The 17,492-nt window shown below is 39.4% G+C and carries 14 protein-coding genes; 10 read left to right on the forward strand and 4 right to left on the reverse strand.

The window, feature by feature from the left end; genetic code table 11:
• The first annotated feature begins 88 nt into the window (after positions 1-88).
• Entirely contained in the window at positions 89-886 is a 798-nt protein-coding gene (locus tag Q3W13_RS16805) for a hypothetical protein (RefSeq protein ID WP_302865709.1), read from the forward strand.
• A gap of 291 nt (positions 887-1,177) precedes the next feature.
• On the opposite strand, the gene Q3W13_RS16810 is transcribed toward Q3W13_RS16805, so the two are convergent.
• Positions 1,178-1,807, reverse strand: coding sequence for a hypothetical protein (locus tag Q3W13_RS16810; protein ID WP_302865710.1), 630 nt, complete (start codon positions 1,805-1,807; stop codon positions 1,178-1,180).
• A gap of 399 nt (positions 1,808-2,206) precedes the next feature.
• On the opposite strand from Q3W13_RS16810, the gene Q3W13_RS16815 reads away from it, so the two are divergent.
• Positions 2,207-2,554: a helix-turn-helix domain-containing protein gene (locus Q3W13_RS16815; RefSeq protein WP_302865712.1), complete on the forward strand. Its 348-nt coding sequence runs from the start codon at positions 2,207-2,209 to the stop codon at positions 2,552-2,554.
• Here the strand turns inward: Q3W13_RS16815 and Q3W13_RS16820 are convergent.
• From Q3W13_RS16820 to Q3W13_RS16830, 3 genes are all read right to left on the reverse strand, one after another.
• Positions 2,551-3,699 carry an acyltransferase family protein gene (locus Q3W13_RS16820; RefSeq protein ID WP_302865714.1) on the reverse strand — a complete coding sequence of 383 codons (1,149 nt, stop codon included), beginning with the start codon at positions 3,697-3,699 and terminating at the stop codon, positions 2,551-2,553. The two genes, Q3W13_RS16815 and Q3W13_RS16820, sit on opposite strands and share 4 nt — an antisense overlap.
• Positions 3,700-3,869: 170 nt before the next feature.
• A complete protein-coding gene (locus tag Q3W13_RS16825) occupies positions 3,870-4,916 on the reverse strand; it encodes a right-handed parallel beta-helix repeat-containing protein (protein WP_302865716.1) in 1,047 nt (348 codons plus the stop codon).
• Between the two features lie 268 nt (positions 4,917-5,184).
• Positions 5,185-6,222 carry a right-handed parallel beta-helix repeat-containing protein gene (locus Q3W13_RS16830; RefSeq protein ID WP_302865717.1) on the reverse strand — a complete coding sequence of 346 codons (1,038 nt, stop codon included), beginning with the start codon at positions 6,220-6,222 and terminating at the stop codon, positions 5,185-5,187.
• 413 nt (positions 6,223-6,635) lie between these two features.
• Here Q3W13_RS16830 and Q3W13_RS16835 point away from each other — a divergent pair, with 413 nt between their 5' ends.
• The 8 genes from Q3W13_RS16835 to Q3W13_RS16870 all read left to right on the forward strand — a co-directional run bounded on the left by Q3W13_RS16835 (position 6,636) and on the right by Q3W13_RS16870 (position 17,461).
• Complete coding sequence (locus Q3W13_RS16835; RefSeq protein WP_302865718.1) at positions 6,636-8,561, forward strand: right-handed parallel beta-helix repeat-containing protein; 1,926 nt, start codon at positions 6,636-6,638, stop codon at positions 8,559-8,561.
• A 478-nt stretch (positions 8,562-9,039) separates the two neighbouring features.
• Positions 9,040-9,213, forward strand: coding sequence for a hypothetical protein (locus Q3W13_RS16840; protein ID WP_302865719.1), 174 nt, complete (start codon positions 9,040-9,042; stop codon positions 9,211-9,213).
• Between the two features lie 457 nt (positions 9,214-9,670).
• Positions 9,671-10,414 (forward strand): WecB/TagA/CpsF family glycosyltransferase, encoded by a 744-nt coding sequence (locus tag Q3W13_RS16845; RefSeq protein ID WP_302865722.1) that lies wholly within the window; start codon positions 9,671-9,673, stop codon positions 10,412-10,414.
• 71 nt (positions 10,415-10,485) lie between these two features.
• A complete protein-coding gene (locus Q3W13_RS16850; RefSeq protein ID WP_302865724.1) occupies positions 10,486-11,862 on the forward strand; it encodes an undecaprenyl-phosphate glucose phosphotransferase in 1,377 nt (458 codons plus the stop codon).
• Between the two features lie 162 nt (positions 11,863-12,024).
• Complete coding sequence (gene gmd / locus Q3W13_RS16855; protein WP_302865726.1) at positions 12,025-13,140, forward strand: GDP-mannose 4,6-dehydratase; 1,116 nt, start codon at positions 12,025-12,027, stop codon at positions 13,138-13,140.
• A gap of 57 nt (positions 13,141-13,197) precedes the next feature.
• On the forward strand, positions 13,198-15,906 hold the full coding sequence (locus Q3W13_RS16860; protein ID WP_302865728.1) for an amino acid adenylation domain-containing protein: 2,709 nt from the start codon (positions 13,198-13,200) through the stop codon (positions 15,904-15,906).
• Positions 15,907-15,911: 5 nt separating this feature from the next.
• The gene (locus Q3W13_RS16865) at positions 15,912-16,400 is read left to right on the forward strand and encodes a GNAT family N-acetyltransferase (protein WP_302865731.1); all 489 of its coding nucleotides are present in this window, start codon (positions 15,912-15,914) and stop codon (positions 16,398-16,400) included.
• Positions 16,401-16,654: 254 nt separating this feature from the next.
• Positions 16,655-17,461 (forward strand): polysaccharide biosynthesis/export family protein, encoded by an 807-nt coding sequence (locus tag Q3W13_RS16870; protein ID WP_302865733.1) that lies wholly within the window; start codon positions 16,655-16,657, stop codon positions 17,459-17,461.
• Positions 17,462-17,492 lie beyond the last annotated feature (31 nt).

Consider the following 17,492-nt stretch of genomic DNA (forward strand, 5'->3'; position numbering starts at 1 on the left):
ATTAGAAATAAAATTTCCTTCAAACAACTCAAACACTAACCACGACTAAAGTGTTATGCCCTTAAAACCTTTCCTATTTTATTTCAACATGACGGATATTCTTTTAATAAATGATGGCTCGCCGCAGAGTTTTCACGCTGCTGAATATGCACTTGCGCTTGCTAAAAGTGTCAAGCGCAATCTTTTACTGGCCAACATTGTGCCTACTCACCAGCCGGTAAAAATTACCATTGGCGCCGGAGCGGGATTTATCGAGGCGGAGGAACAAAGCCTTGCAGACAAATTACATATCATAAATGATTCATATGATGGTTTTCACCCGGCTATAAAGAATTGCAACCTGTCTCATTTGAATGAAAAGGAAGTTGTCTCTTTCATTAATCAGCAGCAGTTGTTCCTGATCATATTAGCTTCAGGGCAGCAGGCAAAAGGCTTTAATCTCCAATCTGTATTTAGCCGGGTGTATTGCCCGTTATTGTTGTTACCGTCTGATATAGCCACTAAACCCATTGAGCGTATTATGTACCTTACTGATCTTCGTTTTTGCCAGGTTCCGGTATTGAACTACCTGGGTAAACTTGGGTACGGCAACAGCATAAACATTGCCCACATTTGCGCCCAGGGCCTGCCTGAACTGGACGGCCAATATGCAGAAGATATTTTTAGCAAATCCGTTAGTCCGAATGTAAAAGGCTCGACGCTATATTTCAGCCATATCCGGGAAAAAGACATTAATAAGGCTGTAGATACTATGATACACGGCATGCATGCCGACTTACTGGTTTGCCAGAACCGGTGGTTCCACTTTAAACAACTATTTGGCGAAAGCATCCCGGTAAAGGTTCCGGACCATATTTCGGTGCCTGTATTGATATTCCCGTCCTAACTGCACATTGTTCTATACCTCGATGAGCTCCATTTATAGCGATGGGGCTTTTTTTGTGACATATTTTAATAACGGAGGCTGAAGCCAAATACTTGAATTAGATTGGGTAAATACCTGATTTATTAGCCTGCTTCGCTTGGTGCTATATTGTAATGCATTGTCTAACTAACAAACCGATCAATAGGTGCGCTTCACCTTTCAACACGGGAGATAAGGACGGTGACATTCTCGTACGTAATGGATAGCACCGTTCTTATTTTTGAAAGCCCGATCGCTGTAAAAAATATATATCTAAGGCTTTGTTGATGATAATAGTACAGCCGCATTTCCCTGTTCATTGTATTGTTTGCGGTGTTGGCCCGCAGCCATTTCTTTAACTTCAACAAGGTGACGTACAAGCGGGTTGTATGTAAATATGGCCACCCCATCATCAAGATCAGCTCTATACATCAAGGACAAATTCACCGCGGCTGAATCCCAAACATAAATATTTGAATATTCAACGGGTTTAGAGGTGAATACTCCATATATCGATAAAAATTTATTAAGAACGACATACGCATCTGCTTTGCGAAAAAAAAGATAAATATTTACAATCTTACTATTATAAGTCCGTATACCTATCATATCCAGACTAACGTTTTTATCAATTCTTAAAGCGGCACTATCGCTAATCGCAAACTTTAGGCAACTATCCGCATCAAACCTGTCATCTCCATCCAAATAACTTATTTGAGAATAGTTTAAGTTTTTGATATCCGCACCTAAATATATACCGTTAATACCGTTGGTAGCATTAAGAAACCCTAACGTTCCAATTTTTGCTTTTTGAGCCGAGGACAAGCCGTGGGCATTGAAAAATATAATAAGGAAAACTGCTACATACTTGCTAATGATTAACCGGTGAAAGAGCGCGTTCATGACGTTTTTTTAATAAGGTTGTACATAATTACGACCAATCGCTTGGTATGTATAAAATATCAATAAAGTAAAATTGTTTTATATTAAATAATAAAATATTTTATATAAGAAATTAATTTGATAATAAAGAATTCATACATAACATGAGTGACAAGTTTCGTAACACGACACCGTTTATTCAGTCGAACTTTTGATGCCCTTTTGAACCATATTTACGCAACCAAATGAAAAGTTTTTTCGTAAAATGCATGTAAAGATTATTTCGTCATTACTCCATCAGGTATAATTAAAAACATTTTTTTCTGTATATTTGAGAGTGTAATTAATTGGTAACGTCTTTTAATTAAATTATTTACGGCAAACAACAGTAGCATTCCTATGGGGAATGCAAGTACTAGCATGGATTCAATCGGAAAAAGAATTAAAGCACTGCGCCAGCAAAAAGATTGGCTTCAGAGTGATGTTGCAAAAAAATTGAACATTTCTGTACCCGCATTTTCCAAAATTGAGTCGGATATTACAGATATAAATATTTCGAGGTTAAGAGAAATAGCAAATATTTTTGGCGTCGGGATGACTGATTTATTATCCGACAATTCCAGCCCCGCGAAGGAGTACGTAGATGAGTTAAAGAAAACGAAGGAAATTGTGGAGGCCCAGGATGCAAAGATTAATAAACTACAGGAATATATTATCCGGCTTTATGAAGAACTGCATACGCTTAAACAAGGCGTAACAAATGGTTAGATAGTAACTATTTTGGGTGTGCCGTCTGCTGTTACAGCATTGTTAACGTCTGACAGCTGTTCTTGTTTTTTGGGCTTGCGAAAGGTAAACAGCCACCACATTCCGTATTTCATGCAAAAGTTATAGAAGACCATCGGGATAAATATGCCGGCCGACCAAATAACTCCAATTAAAACCGGCACGTAGGTGATATTTAATATGTTTAAAAGAAAGATCCTGGCAATCGTCATCACAATAATTTGAAGACAATAAATATACAATGAGTGAAAGCCAATAACGCGCAGAAAACGCAGCGCGTTGTATTTCTGCAGAAGGAATGAAAAATTCATTGATATAGTGCACCCTACAAGAGCTTCCAGCAAAAAGAAAAATGGCATCTTATGTTCCACATAATTTATGCCTTCGGCGCCTCCATGCAAATTGTAAAACGTAAACCGGTATTGCAGTAGCAAAAACACGGCTAACAACGGAAAAAATATTTTGAACGATGCAAAACGATTAAAATTCTTTTCGCTTAACACGACGTTAGTAATGACATCTCCGATTGCGAAAAATAAATAATATTCAAAAATATCCGTTAAAGAGCCGGCATAAAGGTTGTTGATGTGAATATAGGATGATATAACATAAAGCAAGCCGCCCAACGCAAGCTGTTGTCCTGGTTTCATTTTTAAATAGGCCTTACATACAGCGTAAATAATACCAATAAAAAACAGGGCGTTTAGATACCAGAAATGCCCCGTCTTTCGGGCATCAATAAGCAGGTTAACATAGTTTAAGGGGCTAACAGTATTATTTGTAAACCGGCCGGCCAGCAACTGGAATGAAACCTCGATAAATCCCCATATTAATAATGGGTATAATATCGTGTCTGCACGGTACGATGCATAACCAATCAGTCCCTTTCGTTTTAAGCTGCCCGAGATAAAAATTCCGGATATTATAAAAAATAACGGCATCCTGAAACCATACAAAAACACGCTGATGTAATTGACCAAGGGGTAAGAATTTAAGGCAAGCCCGTGATTTTGCATTACCAGAAGACAATGACCAAAACCCACTAGTAATATGCTGATACCTTTGTCAGTATCAATCCATACCCGGCGTTTCTCCTTTAATATGGCTTTGGTATTAAAAATTGTCATAGCTGTGCGTAATACGTCGCGGAAAAAATTTGCTCTATCTCAGTTGCACTTTAAAACCCCGGGTAGATTAATTTGTTTTTAAATTAAACCATTTTCTAAATAGAGAAACGACTAAGCACAAAAGGGAAGCCTTCCGGCCTCCCTTTTTAAAACCCCTATCTGGTGACAGATTATTTTTTTGTGATTAAAACAGCAGGTAAAATCGAGCTATCTATATTAGCATTCCAGTTATTTGTACTCCACCCCGCAGGTGCAAGTAAACCATCTGCAAGCCACACGCCGTTGGCAATGCCGGAAGAATTATAGAATTTCACCCTGTTGCCAGCCACCTGGGCGCCTGATATTAATATACCGCTGAAGGACGCTACATATAAGCCAACGTTTGTAAATGACTGCGAGACGCTATATATCAGGTTGTTTGTTATGGAATTGTGGCTACCTCCGGAAATAGCAATGCCGTACTGCCCGGCGTTAACAAGTGTATTACCGTCGGCTATCTGGTAGGCGCCACCACTATCACCAAGCATAATGCCACCACCGCTATTGCTAGGCCCGCCGCCACGTATCTGATTACCCCTTATTGAGATGGGACAAGCGGAGGTACCATAAGACTGGTACAAACTTATCGCGTCTTCAGGGTTGCTCTGACCTAATATATTTTCGCATTGGTTGCTGTTTATTTGATTATTAGCGCCCTTTACATTATTGAATTGCACGAATTGACCGCGGGGAAACGGACCCTTCATATTTAAAAACTGATTGCCGTTCACTATGATGCCGCCTTTTGCAGCATGATCTACATAAATACCGGTGCTAACATTGGTCAGGTAATTTCCATTTATCGTGATATTATAACAATTGTAGAGATAGATGCCAACATTGGTGGAGTTATATAGTTTACAATTCGTGATATGTACATCATGGCAATTAGTCAACGTAATTGCCGCTTTAGTACCACCCGCTATTGCTTTACCGCTTATTGTTATGTTGCTAGCATTGCTAAGCGAAATGACCGGCGACGATACATAAGTTTGGGCCACTGTGCTGCTGGTTGCCAACGAGGCCGACATGTTTGGTGTGTTTTCGGTAACAGAAATAGCAGCAGGTGAACTTTGTGGAATCACCGCGTCCTCTTTTTTACAAGAGAACATAAAAATTGTAACAAAAATGATTACAAAGGGCACAAAGCGGTGCCAGCATGGATTTTTTGGGTTCATGTTTAAATCAATTAGTTTAACGAATATATTGAACCTTCTACGTTTTCGCCATGCCAAAAGTTAATAAAATTTCAAATTTTTTAACTTTTTTCATTTTAATGTTATAAATACTTGATTATCAAAGAAATAAATTTTCCTTAAACTCATAAAAACTTCGTCACAAAAAAAATACAATGTCTTAATTATCATACAAAAAAGATAAATTACAGGACATTGCAATTTTCTTGCCAGTTATTTCTGGTAATTTTTAAGAAAAAATTTTAATTATTTATTTTACTTTGGAAAATACATCCGGACCTATAGGGGCACCCCAGATATTAGTTTCCCAGCCAGAGGGCATGGATGTGTTTGGCCCAATCCAGGAGTGATTGGGTTTTTGTTGATTATTAAAATAATTAACCTTATTATGTTCTACAGTACTATTTGTGCACTTTGCGCCGTTGTAACCGGCTACATATATACCAACATTGGTAAATCGCTGCGGCCGGCCGAATATATAATTCCCCACGACTGCGTTTCTATCGCCGCCGGAAATAGCGATCCCGTACTGCCCCGGGTCGACAAGAATATTTTTTAATGCAATTTGATAAGAACCTCCGCTGTCGCCCAGCATTATTCCACCACCGCTCTTGCTTGGTCCGCCGCCTCTTATGCGATTACCTTCTACCATAATAGCACTTTCGGCGGTACCATTACTTTTATAAAGACTAATAGCATCCTCGGGGTTACTTTTTCCTGCTATATTTTCACATTTATTGAAGCAAATTTCATTGCCGGCTCCGTTTACTTTGTCAAACTGGACGCATTGCCCCCGCGGATAAGGGCCTTGCATGTTAAGGAAGGAATTATTGTTAACTACGATTCTTCCACGCCGTATATCCACAGCATACACTCCTGTGCTTACATTAGCAAAATAATTGAATCGGATATCAATATTATAACAGCCATATAAACTAATACCAGTTTCCGAAGAAGAAGTGAGTTTGTTATGTAAAATCTTAATATTGTAACAATTATACAATACAATACATGAAACCCGTCCGCCGGCAATGTTTTGATTAGCTATAGTGAGATCGTGTGCCCCATAAAGGCGAATTACTTTCGATTTGTGGCGGGGATTATGATGAGTAGCGGCGTAGGTTGGCCGGTCGGATATAAGAGGCACCCTACCTTTTTTTTCGAAATCTATTTGCTTGCAGAATCTATTTGCGTCAGGTAAAAAAAAGAAGACACTCCCCGCAATAATTAAAATAAGGACGAGCAAACACGATATTTTTCCTTTTTTTAGCCGGACTAACTTTTGCATTGAACCGGATATAACAAATTACTTCTCAGCTGCATTAAATGACCTCAATATATTAGATAATCGATATTACACTTACTATCAAAACTTTCCAGTTTTGGGGACGCATACCGGGGTAAGCACACTGCCCCTTTTGAAAGCAATGTAAATATTATCTTCCTGAAGGAAATAATTTTTTATAACACATCTTCTGTTATTAACTCATACTAACTCCGCACTTGTATTTTTATGCGCATCTTATAAGTATCCTCAGGACAATTTATCTTAACTTTCCTCTTTTAAGGCAAGTGCTTAATATTAAGTTAATTTATATTACCTTAGTTTCTCTTGAAAATAAAAAAAATAATTTTAGAGAAATAAAACAATTTTAAATTACATTTGTATCGATAAATTTTTGATAAACTTAAATGTAATTTATGAGAAGAAAATGCGTGTTTCTATTTGTTGCGGTTTTAGCCACCTATTCCTGCTCCAAAAACCAGATTGAACCTAAATCTAATCCTCAATCCAATTCGCTTAAGTCCATCCAGTTTCCCTCAATGACCCAGTCTTTTAATGCAACGTCTTACACGCAATCGAAGGTGATTAATCTAGACGGTGTGCATGACATTACCATCAGTGGTAAAGCAATAACAGGCGGGTCAGTTCCGGCTATCACCTTGAGCAATTGCTACAACGTACACATTACTCAAAACTCTTTAACCAATTCTACCGAGGTAGGTATTCATCTGTATCATTGCTACAACATTACAGTAGACTATAATTATATCGCTAATGTATCAACCGGCGTATATGTGGATCACCCGACAGGGGGAGGAACCGTTGTAGACAATAACCAAATGTTGAACATGCAGGGCCCTTTTCCCCGCGGGCAATTTGTACAATTTAATAACGTAAAAGGCGCGGGTAATGAAATTAAATACAATAAACTCCAAAACATATTGGGGCAAAGCTCCAGCCAGGAAGCAATAAATCTGTATATGTCAAACGGCACGCCGTCTAGCCCTATCCAGGTTGTTGGTAACTGGATTAAGGGTGGCGGCCCCAATTCGGCCAGTGGCGGTATCCAGTTAGGCGACACCGGAGGTTCATATCAGGTTGCATCGGGCAATATTATGGTTGATCCCGGACAAATGGGGCTATCAATTTCCGGTGGCGATCATATTTCTTTTATAAACAACACAGTTTACGCCAAAGCGCAATACTTTACCAACGTAGGTGTTGTAGTTTGGGGACAAGCCGGGTCGAAAGTTACAAATGCAACCGTCAGCGGAAACAAAATAAATTTTAAAAATTCTGCGAATTCCCAAAATGACAATTGGATAGCTTCAGGAAATCCAACACCTGCCGGATGGGGGAACAATTCGTGGGGGGCAAACATTAGCTCTGCCATATTGCCCTCTAACCTGATATCGTCATCCGCAGCTACATCGCCCTTGCAAGCCAGCAGCAGCGGGACAGTATCAAACACACAACAAGCGTCCACAGGCACAACTTCGGCGCCAATCGTGATGACCGGCAAAAACAATGTTACCATAAAAGGATTGACCATCAGCGGAGGCAGTTCTCCTTGTATCAAATTAGCAAATTGCACCAATGTTTACATAACACTTTGTAACCTTAAAAATTCAACCAACGTAGGCATCGAGCTGGATAACTGCACTAATGTAACGATCGAAAAAAACAATATTTTCAACGTTGCTGCCGGAATAGTAGCCAAAAATTGTCCATCTGGCGGTATCAGTATTTATTCTAACCAAATGCTGAACATGCAGGGTTCAGTTTCCGGCGGGGCGTTTGTTCAATTTGTAAAAGTAAATGGCAGTAACAATAATATCAGTTACAATAAACTTCAGAATATTCTAGGCAGCAGTGATTCGCAAAACGAAATTGACTTGGTTAGCAGTAACGGTACATCTGCTAATCCAATAACTATAGATGGAAACTGGATAAGAGGAGGCGGACCAAACAGTTCTGGCGGTGGTATTTGCCTGGGAAATAACGGCGGATCATACCAACTGGCCACCAATAATGTGCTTGCCGACCCGGGGCAATTTGGCCTGGCAATAATTGGCGGCAACCATATGTCGCTTACCAATAACACCGTTTATGGAAAACAGCAGTCGTTCACTAATGTGGGCATCTTTGTCTGGGGTCAAAACGGTGCTGCCGTTTCAAGCAGCGTAATAAGCGGTAACAAAGTTAATTTTACCAACAAGAGTAACAATAAAAACCCTAACTGGCTGGCAGATGGTCAATCCATACCATCTGGCTGGAGTACTAATGATTGGGAATCCAACATTGATGAGTCGGTATTGCCAACAAGTATCGTATCTATTTGATTCCTTTCTGCATCCGCAGGTAAACGTATAAATAAGCAGATAATCAGGAAGCCGGGCGCATGCCCGGCTTCTTTTTCATAAACATTAACCTGAAAACCTCCACCTCACATATAAATTACCCTTTTGGTGTAAAAACTATATTTGCAATCAGCCCTAGCTAACGTGTCGTATTATGCAAAGCGTGCTTATACTACCGGGTAATTATACATATGAAAGGCTATATATAATGAGTACACCATCTTGAAAGCAACGGCACTCAACAGCCATTCTTCACGCCGCCTTTTATCCTTAACCCGAAGATGGCCTCTTCCCTTCTAAACTTTCGTCGAATAATTAAATTTCATGAAATTGAAATAATATATTTAAATTTAAATTAATTTTAAAATTATTCATTTTCATTAGTATTAAATAATGGTCACCATTTCCGGTTTTTTGAACATTTATACTTTAGTCTCCGTATAACATAGACCCAATTTATATGAGCAAAATTTTAATGTTGAAAATTATTTTTAAAGTGCTGGTAGCCGCCATGCTGATCATCGCTTTCATAATTGTTTTTCTGCGGTATCCGGTCATCACGTTGTCGGTTTTAGCCGTATCCTGGTTTATTTTAATGCTTCACCTTGATCCGCCTGCCCATTGGGATCAATAGCCTTTATTGGCCAACAGCCACGCTTTCCATTGAAATTCATTTCCTTATAAGCTTTTTTTTCAATACCTGACCACTACAAGGTAACGGACGCATAACCGCTGTGCATCGACGTCTTATCTTCGCATCGTTATATTCCCTTCATAACATTCCGGTGTTGAAAAGCCCCCCCTTCCTTATATAATTCCGGCTGCTTCTGCTCATCAAAACCACTTCGGATCACTCTCGAATTTTGTGGAACGTCTTTTGTAGACCTGCGTTCTGTAATTGATTTTTTATAAATAAATTAATATTAAAGAATATAAATTTCTATTTAATAAATTAAATTTATTTTAATACAAGATAAGACTGCAAAAAGTGTAATCAGGAGGTTACCATAAGATAAAATAGAAATTAATTACACTGAAATTAAACAACGTAATCTACCATAGCTACCATGTATTATCAACCAAACTCCTTTATGGGTTATAACTTATTTAGCGGCAACTTAAATGGCATACCAGAGTCCGGTAAAACAGTTATTAATACCATTAACCAGTACTCTTTCTGTGTCGCAGAACGCGATGACACTTTCAAGAAAGCGCTTAAAAGCTCTGATATCCTTTTACCTGATGGCATCGGGATCGTAGCAGCGGTGAAAAGTATTACTGGCTACAATTTGAAAAAAATATCAGGTACAGAGCTTCATGAGAATCTTTTGAAACGGATGAACGCCCAAAACGGAAGATGTTTCTATCTGGGGTCAAACGAAAATACTTTGAGCAAAATAAAAAACAGGCTTACCGCCGAATACCCCAATATCATCTTTGAAACGTTTTCTCCAAGTTATAAAGCTGAATTCAGTGATGAAGAAAACAGCGAAATGATTTCGGCAATAAACTCATTTAAACCAGACGTATTGTTTGTGGGTATGACTGCTCCCAAACAAGAAAAATGGATAATGGCGCATAAAAACGAAATAGATGCAAAAATTATTTGCGCTATCGGTGCAGTGTTCGATTTTTTCGCTGGAACGATTAAAAGGCCGTCTCAGTTCTGGATTAATCTTGGGCTTGAATGGTTTATCCGCTTATGTAAAGAACCCAGGCGAATGTGGGTAAGATATGTTTATTACGGGCCTATTTTCGTATGGGCATTAGTGAAAGAAAAACTTACAGCTGACTTAAATGATTTGCCGCTGGCATATAGCGAAGAGACGAAATAAGCTGCCGGGAATCGTCTAATATTAAAAATTATGGTAAATATTTAGTTCAAAAAGTCTTAGACTATACTGTCATGAATCCGAAAAATAAAAGTTTGCAAAAATCCTTTTTAGCACTTGCAGACCTTGTCGCATTAAATATCATAAATCTCGCTCTGCTATTTCACTTAAACAAGCAAACTACAGATTTTTACCTATTTACAATATTTTGTATCTCGTCCAACCTGGTATGGATGGTCTGTTCTTATTCATCTTCAATGTATCAGAACAATAAGCTATCAAACTTTCGGCGACTGGCCACAAAAACTATGGGCGCCTTTATTTTTTACAACTGCTTTCTCATCATCTTTGCTTATTTCGCGCTGCATAAATTCACAAATACTTACATCATTTTCGATCAACTTGGCCTTGCCTCATTTCTGTTCATAAGTCGCTTATCATATATCTTGTTTATGAACTATCTTTTAAACACCAGTGAATACAAGAAGAAGATAGCATTTATAGGCTCCAATAAAAATGTAACGAGACTTATTGAGTATTTCAGAGAAAATCACGGTTCAACCGTTATTGCCGGCATTTTCGGTGAAACCTGCGGTCAAAATCAAAGCATACCGCTACTGGGTACGATCAATGATTGTGTAAAGTATGCAATTGATAACAAAATCAACGAAATTTATTCCACGTTATCGCCAACGGCACATCCTGCGCTCTACCAACTTGCCGAAACCGCTGAAAGGTCTTTTATACGGTTCAAATTTGTACCCGATTTGACTGAATTTGCCGGACATGCCGGCCGGGTCGAATTTATCGAGGACACCCCCGTAATATCTTTGAGAAATGAGCCATTAGCTGATGTGTCCGGTCAAATCGCAAAACGATTATTCGACATAATATTTTCCAGCCTGGTGACCATATTTATACTTTCCTGGCTTCTCCCGATTCTTGCGATATTGATCAAGCTCGACTCAAAAGGACCGGTGTTTTTTACGCAGCTTCGATCCGGAAAAAACAATATTCCCTTTAAAGTACTGAAATTAAGGACGCTGAAAGTAAATTCAGATGCAGATAGCCTACAGGTTACCCGCGGCGACAAAAGAATCACAAAGCTTGGCGCTTTCCTGCGGAAAACAAACCTTGATGAGTTGCCCCAATTTCTGAATGTATTGGCTGGCGATATGTCGGTAGTTGGTTCTCGCCCGCACATGTTAAAACACACACTGGAATATTCACAACTCTTTGATAACTACATGCTCCGTCATTACACAAAACCAGGAATTACCGGCTGGGCGCAGGTAAATGGGTACAGGGGCGAGATTAAAGAGGCAGAGCAACTAAAAAAACGTGTTGAATATGATTTGTGGTACGCCGAGAATTGGAATTTATGGCTTGACATTAAAATCATCTACCTCACGGCATTTAAAACGCTGGTTGGCGACGAGAATGCATTTTAATAGCAGACTGTAACTCTATCCAACACCTTACGTCACGAATAATTCCGGCTGACTTTCATAATATTATTTAGTCGCCGTTAAAACAATTACTTAATTATTCAGGTATATGTCTTATCTGTAAACAAATTTATTTCATCGAAAAAAAAATTACATCAATTAAAAATGAGCAAAGTAGCATTAATCACAGGTATTACCGGGCAGGACGGCGCCTATTTGGCTGAATACCTACTGCAAAAAGGGTACATAGTACACGGCGTAAAAAGACGAAGTTCCCTATTTAATACCGACAGGATTGACCACTTATACGAAGACCCGCATGAGTTGAACCGGAATTTCATTTTGCATTTTGGGGACTTATCCGATTCCACCAATCTTATAAGAATAGTACAACAAGTGCAGCCTGATGAAATATATAATTTGGGGGCAATGTCTCATGTTAAAGTGAGTTTCGATACCCCCGAATACACAGCGAACGTAGATGGTGTGGGTACGCTGCGTATTCTCGAAGCGGTGAGGATTCTGGGCTTGGCCAAAAAAACAAAAATATACCAGGCATCTACTTCTGAACTTTACGGCCTGGTGCAAGCTGTTCCACAAAGCGAAACAACACCATTTTATCCCCGATCGCCATATGCGGTAGCAAAACTTTATGGTTATTGGATCACTGTAAATTACAGGGAAGCCTATGGTCTGTTTGCATGTAACGGTATTTTGTTTAACCACGAAAGCCCGCTACGCGGAGAAACATTCGTCACCCGAAAAATCACGCGGGGCGCAGCCAAAATAGCAATGGGCTTACAAGATAAGCTTTACCTGGGCAACCTGGATGCCAAACGCGACTGGGGCCATGCTAAAGACTACGTGGAAGCTATGCATTTAATATTGCAGCAGGATAAGCCGGAGGATTTTGTTATTGCAACAGGTATTACAACTACCGTAAGGGAATTTGTAAAGTTGGCGTTTGAGGTACTGGGAATCGCTATTGAATTCAAAGGTGAAGGATTAGCCGAAAAGGGATATATAAGTTATTGCAGCAATCCTGATTATTTGCTGCCTGAAGGCACAGAGGTAGTTTGTGTAGACAGTAAGTATTTCCGCCCGACAGAGGTTGACCTTTTGATAGGCGATCCTACAAAATGTCAGCAAAAATTAGGCTGGAAACCCAAGTATGATTTGAAAGGCTTAGTAAATGAAATGGTGAATGCGGATGTTGAGCTGTTTGAAAGAGAAAAATTGTTAAAAGATTCGGGCTTTCTTATTAAAAATCAATACGAGTAGTTAAAAACAGACCCTCAAAAACATCCTTCTGCAATTAGTACATTATTATTTACACGCATGTTAACCGCTACCTTAAACACTACTACTACTGATGATGAACTCGCAAATTACTTCAACAACACGATTGTTCCGTATGCAAAAGAAAAAACAATTTTTGCGCCATTTGAAGAACAGGTAGTTATTTCGCCGGATGCAATTGCTTTGCAGAAAGGCGAGCGGATATTAACCTATGAGGAACTAAACCAGGCATCAAACCGTTTGGCGCATTTTCTTATGGCGAAAGGATTAACTCCGGGTACAAATGCAGGTTTGCTTGTGTCAAGAGATTTCGATATGGTAATCGGAATGCTTGGCATTTTAAAAGCCGGCGGCGCGTACGTACCTATCGATCCGGACTATCCTTTGGACAGGCAGGAATATATCCTCAGCCAGTCAGAATTGACGCTGGTGGTAGCAGACGATAGTTACCCGTTACAAAATGTAATTAACCCTGAAAGGTTCCTGCAGATTGAAGACAGCAAAAAAATAGTCTTCAAAAATACCAATCCAGATCTTGCTATCGATAGCTCGAACCTGGCTTACACTATTTATACTTCAGGTTCTACAGGCCGGCCTAAAGGGGTAATGATTGAGCATCATTCTGCTATAAATTTAATTTCCTGGGTTAACGATCGTTTCGGCATTGGCCCCAAAGACAGTCTGTTGTTTATCACTTCCATGTGTTTTGACCTGTCGGTATATGATATATTCGGCATGCTGGCGGCAGGAGGTAAAGTGGTTATAGCGGAAAATGCCGAGATACAAGATGTAAGGCTACTACAGGATATGCTTATCCGGTACAATATCACATTTTGGGATTCTGTACCTACAACATTAGATTATTTGGTCAGAAATCTGGAGCAAGATAGAAAAGGGTACCGGTACAGCGGGTTGAAAACGATTTTTATGAGTGGCGACTGGATACCAGTAAGTCTGCCCTCGCGCATCAAAAAGTTTTTTCCGGGGGCTAAAGTTGTTAGTCTTGGCGGCGCAACGGAGGCAACTATCTGGTCAAATTATTTTGTGGTAGAACAGACTAAACCTGAGTGGAAAAGCATACCGTACGGCCGCCCTATAAACAATAATTTCTTTTATATACTGGATGACCATTTGATGCCAGTTCCGATGGGAGAAACAGGCCACTTGTATATTGGGGGCGTTGGCGTTGCGCGGGGTTATGCAAATGATCCGGAGAAAACTAAGGCTTCATTTGTACCTGATCCATTTAACAAAGACTCCGGAGGTATGATGTATCGTACCGGTGATTTGGGCCGGATGATGCCGGATTATAACATGGAATTTCTTGGACGGAAGGACAACCAGGTTAAAATAAACGGATTCAGAGTTGAACTGGGCGAAATTGAAAGCGTTTTGAATAGCTGCGAGGCCGTTTACAATGCGGTTGTACTAGCCAAAGAAGGGAGTGATGGCAGTAAAAGGCTGATAGCTTATATTGTGTCTAACGGAAGATTTGATAAGGATGCGATCGAGGATTTTCTAAAGACGAAGTTGCCCGAATATATGATACCCGGCATGTGGGTGCCGCTGGAAAGTTTGCCTTTAAATTCAAATGGCAAAATAGACAGAAATGCACTGCCCGAGCACGAGGAAGTACAACACTCGAGAAAAATTATTATAGAGCCTGTTACGGAAACGGAAAAAATGCTGACAGCCATTTGGAAAGATTGCATAGGTATCAGCGAATGCAGTATAGATGATAATTTTTTCGCGTTAGGGGGACACTCGCTGATGGCGGTTCAAATCCTGTCAAAAATTGAGAAAAGAATAGGGAAAAAGCTGCAATTGGCCGTTCTTTTTAAGCACCCGGATATACGCTCGTTAGCTGCTTTTATAGAAATTGAAAAAAAGGATGTTAACTATAAATCCCTGGTCGCCATTAAGCCATCGGGAAGTAAAACGCCATTGTACATCATTCATGGGGAAGGTTTAAACGTGCTTAATTTTAGCACACTGGCTGAATATATGGACGAGGAACGGCCAATATTTGGACTGCAGGCCCGGGCGTTAAACGGCGAAGACGCCCCTGAGGAATCGATACAACAAATTGCAGCATACTACATGGGCGAAATTTTACAACATAATCCCGTTGGTCCTTATTTAATCGCGGGCTATTCATTTGGGGGCTATGTAGCTGTTGAGATTGAAAAGCAGATGAAGGCCATGGGCAAAACCATTCAAATGCTAATGATGTTTGACACTGATGCTGAAAAAACAGAATATAAAGATTGGTATTATATCTTCTCAAAAAAGGTAAAAAGGAATTTCCCGATTTTTTTAGCTTTCCTTAAGTCAATTTTAAAGCATCCCGTTCTCACTTTGAAAAGGCAGTTTACAAGCCATCCGGCTAGCTTTCTATCAAATTACCTGTATAGAAAAGATTCAAAAAGCTTTTTTCAGTTGATAAAAAAAATAAAAGAAAAGCATTTGATTGCGTTCCGCAATTATAAAATGGAGCCTTTCAACAATAAAGTTTTTTTGTTTAAAGCAAAAGTATGCGTTCACTATGTTGATGATGCTGCTTTTCTGGGCTGGAAAAATTATGCTAAAAATGGCGTTGAACTTTTTGAAGTGCCGGGCGACCACCTTTCAATGCTGTTAACACCGCATGTAGAGCAATTTGCCGGTATACTTGAAAAAACATTAGACAAGTATGATGGTTCGGGTCAGGAAATAAAAATATTTAACAATGGTCATATTAACGCGTAATTGATATGGGAATAACTATACCGGTAACAACTATAAATGATAACGATACCATGATTGTACCGATTACAGCGGAAAACGTTGAAGACTGTGTTTCAGCTTTCATAAAGGCCTATAATTGCCCGCCTTGGAACTATCACTGGACTTTCGAAAAAGCCATAGAGTACTTGCAGGAATATATGAATTGTAAGCAATTTTTTGGCTTTGCTTTATATGATGGGGCTGCGGTGGCAGCTGCCATATTTGCACATAGTAAAACCTGGTGGACTAATAAACAGTTTATGATCGACGAGTTTTTTGTTTCGCGTGAAAAACAAAAGATGGGGTATGGCAGGCAAATGCTGGCACACTTTAATCAATATGCGTTGGCCAATCAGATCACATCACTTGTTCTGATGACCAACAAATATATGCCAGCACTGAATTTTTACGAGAAGTCGGGATTCACAACTGCTGAACAGTATGTCTTTATGTTTAAACAGCTTCCGGACGAATAATCCGGAATACCGATACGTATAGTATTGAATACGGTATGACATCAAAAATGCAAACATCTTTTAGCATAAGCAGGTAAATATTATAATACCTGGCTGCTATGTTGTTATTAAGTTATATCAATACCGTTAAGCTAGTGGGTGGCACATCCTTTGTTTGTCAAGTAAACTAATATGTAATGAAAATAAATCCCTGACTGATAAGAAATAAAACACTGTTATACGTCAAAAGCAAAGTCAGACAAGTATATAATCCTATGAAAAAGATTTTTCCGCTACTTACCCTAATTGTTTTAGCATCATTTATTTCATCTTGTGGCCTTTATAAAGACAAAGGATATAAACAAGTTTCTTATTACCAGGATATTAACCGGGGCGTAACTACCGAACCCATTGCAAATTATCAGCCTCTAAAAATTCAGCCCGGTGACTTACTCGGAATCAACGTCAACAGCTTGAACCCCGAGTCTTCGTCTGTATTCAACACCAGTATAAATCGCGTAAATGGAAACAGCCTTGATGCCAGCGCTACAAACCCGATATATGGGTTTAGAGTTGACCGGGCGGGTCAGGTACAGTTACCCTTAGTAGGCACGCTGCATGTTGGCGGCTCAACCACAGATGACGTAGCTAAAGAACTAACGGCAAAACTGCAAGACTATCTTAAAAGCCCGATAGTAAATGTACGGGTACTCAATTTTAAAATATCCGTTTTAGGAGATGTATTGAAGCCTGACAGTTACACCATACAAAACGAACACATTAATATAAACGAGGCCTTAAGTTTGGCGGGCGATCTGACAATCACCGCTAAACGTACAAATGTATTGTTGGTTCGGGAGGAGAATGGACAGCGCAAATATGTTACAATCGACCTTACGAAAAAAGATGTTTTCAACTCACCTTATTATTACCTGCATAATAACGATGTTATTTATGTAGACGCTGACAAGACGAAGTATGATACTGTTGCCAGAAGTTACAAAACTAACACCTTCGTTATTTCATCGGCCGTAGCGGTACTGGCCATATTAGCATCTGCCTTCTTTGTTTACCATAAATAGTTTCCGATCTTTTAATTCTTCCAACTCACAA

The organism is Mucilaginibacter sp. L3T2-6 (genome assembly GCF_030519355.1).
Classification (GTDB): domain Bacteria; phylum Bacteroidota; class Bacteroidia; order Sphingobacteriales; family Sphingobacteriaceae; genus Mucilaginibacter.